At 36.9% G+C, this 2,873-nt stretch carries 4 protein-coding genes; 3 read left to right on the forward strand and 1 reads right to left on the reverse strand.

What is annotated here, in order from left to right:
• Positions 1 to 351 precede the first annotated feature (351 nt).
• Both AB1414_18390 and AB1414_18395 read left to right on the forward strand, forming a co-directional pair.
• A complete protein-coding gene (locus AB1414_18390) occupies positions 352 to 906 on the forward strand; it encodes a Gx transporter family protein (protein ID MEW6609385.1) in 555 nt (184 codons plus the stop codon).
• A gap of 28 nt (positions 907 to 934) precedes the next feature.
• Positions 935 to 1,462 carry a DUF3795 domain-containing protein gene (locus AB1414_18395; GenBank protein MEW6609386.1) on the forward strand — a complete coding sequence of 176 codons (528 nt, stop codon included), beginning with the start codon at positions 935 to 937 and terminating at the stop codon, positions 1,460 to 1,462.
• A 117-nt stretch (positions 1,463 to 1,579) separates the two neighbouring features.
• On the opposite strand, the gene AB1414_18400 is transcribed toward AB1414_18395, so the two are convergent.
• Positions 1,580 to 1,729: a hypothetical protein gene (locus AB1414_18400; protein ID MEW6609387.1), complete on the reverse strand. Its 150-nt coding sequence runs from the start codon at positions 1,727 to 1,729 to the stop codon at positions 1,580 to 1,582.
• Between the two features lie 102 nt (positions 1,730 to 1,831).
• On the opposite strand from AB1414_18400, the gene AB1414_18405 reads away from it, so the two are divergent.
• Positions 1,832 to 2,239 (forward strand): NIL domain-containing protein, encoded by a 408-nt coding sequence (locus AB1414_18405; protein ID MEW6609388.1) that lies wholly within the window; start codon positions 1,832 to 1,834, stop codon positions 2,237 to 2,239.
• Positions 2,240 to 2,873: the final 634 nt, after the last annotated feature.

The raw sequence follows: 2,873 nt of genomic DNA on the forward strand, positions 1-2,873 counted from the left end.
CGTGCAAAACTTACTCAACACGACACCAGGATTAATGTCTGAAGGGTGGAGCAAGAAAAAGTTTGAGCCATTTCTCCAATTCTCCCTTTTCCCCATTTCTCCTTGTTTACACTTCTAATGTATAGCCTTGAACGGTTACGGAAAAATAAATGTAAAATGTAAAATAGGAAATGAAAAATGGGAAATTTTAGGACTTCGCAAAACTCATTACCTTTCAGTTATCCATTTTATATTTAACCGCACAGGTTGAATCTTTTTATTATCCGTGTTCATTCGTGGTTATATATTCCCTCTGTGTTCTCTGTGACTCTGTGGCTATATCCCTGAACGGTTCCAACTAAGGAGTGAAGAATGAAGAGATTGAACAACGAACAACTATACCTTATATCCAGAACCCAAAAATTAGCCAAAATAGCCGTTTTAGTCTCATTGGCTACGGTATTAAATACTTTAGAAAATACCTACCTGCCACCGATGTTCCCCTGGCTAAGGATTGGATTAGCTAATATCGTAACTTTAATCGCCATAATCTTATTTGGCATCAAAGGAGGCGTGGTTGTAGCAGGACTACGAGGTGTTTTAAGCAGTTTGTTAAGAGGCAGTTTATTTTCTCCAGCGTTTATTTTAGGATTTAGCGGTGGAGTGATTTCAGCCATAGTGATGGCGATATTTTACAAGGTGGGTAAAAAGATATTTAGTTTCATTGGGATAAGTATTATCGGTGCTGTGGCTAATAATTTAACTCAAATTGTCGTTGCCTATTTTATTTTAATCAAACATACAGGTTGTTTTTATCTTGTGCCTCTATTCCTTTTATCTTCGTTAGTCACTGGTTTTTTCAATGGCGTAGTAGTTATTTATCTGAATAAACAGCTACAACTATCAGCATTCGGGTATCAGCCGTAAGATTTAACTGGATGCAAAGGTGATAATTATGGATAGAGAAGAACAAAAACTTATTGGTGCCTGTGGATTAGATTGTTATCTTTGCCCAAAATTTCACAGTAAGGATAAGGATAAATGCCCTGGTTGTAAATTGATTGAGATGAATGCCTGGTGTGGGATATTTCAATGTTGCGTTCTACAAAAGTATCTTGTAACCTGTGCTGATTGTGAAGAATATCCCTGTGAAAGATTATTACCATTACCAGGTCAAAGGTTTCATAAACTAAGAAGACCTAATCTGGATAGAATTAAAGAGATTGGGATAGAATTTATGCTTAAAGAACAAAAGGCAAAACACTCACTCTTAAAATATCTATTAGATAATTATGATGATGGTCACTCAATAAATTTTTATTGTCTGGTTTGTAATTTTATGCCAGTTAATTTAATCGAAGATGCTATTAGTGAAGTAAAAAAGATGATAGCCAATCACCAGATAGATAGTTCGGATTTAAGATTAAAGATAGCTACCTTAAAAAGCGTTATTAAAAGAAATAGCGATTATTTACCCAGATAAATTCATAAGTTTTAGTAACTATTCAGCCACTGATTAACACGGATTAGTATGGATAAAACGGAGGAGAAAGTAAAAAATAGGAGAAATCGTAACCGTTCAGCCACAGAGGCACAGAGTTCACAGAGAATTAAGGAAATTAACCACAAATGCACACGAATTAACCTCTGACATCCCATAAATGTAGTGCGAATCTTTAGGTTCGCCTTTTGGCTTGCCAGAAGCGAGGCTAAAGCCTCGTACTACAATTTTTTTTGTATTTGTGTTCATTCGTAGTTATATATTTCCTCTGTGTTCTCTGTGACTCTGTGGCTATATCCTGAACAGTTACAGGAAATGGAATAGCAGGAAATGGAATAGGAGGTGAAAAGTATGATTAAAAAGCGAATTGTGTTAACCTTTCCCAAACAAACTGTTGAACAACCAATTACTTACCGATTAATCAAAAACTATGATTTGATGGTTAATATTCTTAGTGCTAAGGTTAATCCTGATGAAGAAGGAAGATTAGTCATGGAAATAAGCGGGCAAAAAGACGAATTTCATAAAGGAATGGACTATCTTAAAGAATTAGGAGTAACTATCCAACCATTAGCTCAGGATGTTCGATGGAATGAAGGGAAATGTACTCATTGCACTGCCTGTATTCCTTTATGTCCTTCTGAGGCTTTAAGAGTTAACCGGGAAAAGATGGAAGTCTCATTTGAGGCTGAACACTGTATCCTCTGTGGGCTCTGCCTGAAGGCATGTCCTTATCAAGCAGTAGAAATACTATTTTAGTAATGGTTCAGTCATTTGGGGGAATGAACATTAACCTGCGGAGGACAGAGCGATGAAAAATAGGCTATAGGCTGAAGGATATAGGATAAAAAATCTTCAGCCTTAAGCCTTTCGCCTTCAGCCTATTTTCAGGGGAAAGGAAGTTTCACGCCAAGCACGCAAAGAACGCAAAGGGAAATAAGGGGGAAAATTTACCTTTGCGTCCTTTGCGTGAAAAAACTATTTTCAGGAGAACGCTCATAAGTCTGCGACTCACAAAGGACGATGAAAATTAATGGGACAGAGATTGGAGTCATTAGTCATTGGTCATTAGTCATTAGTCAATGACCAGTGACCAAAAGGAGATAAGCGTGAGGAATGATGTTTTCTTTACTTTCTACTTTCTACTTTCTACTCTCTACTTCCTATTTTCAGGAGAACTAACCACAAGTCCCAAATTGTGTAACCGTTCAGGCTATATATCAAAAGTGTAAGAAAGGGGATAAGGAGATAAGAGTGATATGGAGATAAGGTGTGCTTTGAAGTATGGGATACCCGAGTGGTTGGGAATACCACCTATGCAAGCCTAATCCTTGTATAGAAGTTTGTAATTATGTAGATAAAGGAGCAATCCATATCTACAGAAAGACAGGGT

This window comes from bacterium, from assembly GCA_040755795.1.
Taxonomy (GTDB): domain Bacteria; phylum UBA9089; class CG2-30-40-21; order CG2-30-40-21; family SBAY01; genus JBFLXS01.

Bases quoted from the DNA above. Each gene is read 5' to 3' on its own strand.
- AB1414_18390 (MEW6609385.1), top strand. From the start codon at position 352: ATGAAGAGATTGAACAACGAACAACTATACCTTATATCCAGAACCCAA.
- AB1414_18395 (MEW6609386.1), top strand. From the start codon at position 935: ATGGATAGAGAAGAACAAAAACTTATTGGTGCCTGTGGATTAGATTGT.
- AB1414_18400 (MEW6609387.1), bottom strand. From the start codon at position 1,729: ATGAACACAAATACAAAAAAAATTGTAGTACGAGGCTTTAGCCTCGCT.
- AB1414_18405 (MEW6609388.1), top strand. From the start codon at position 1,832: ATGATTAAAAAGCGAATTGTGTTAACCTTTCCCAAACAAACTGTTGAA.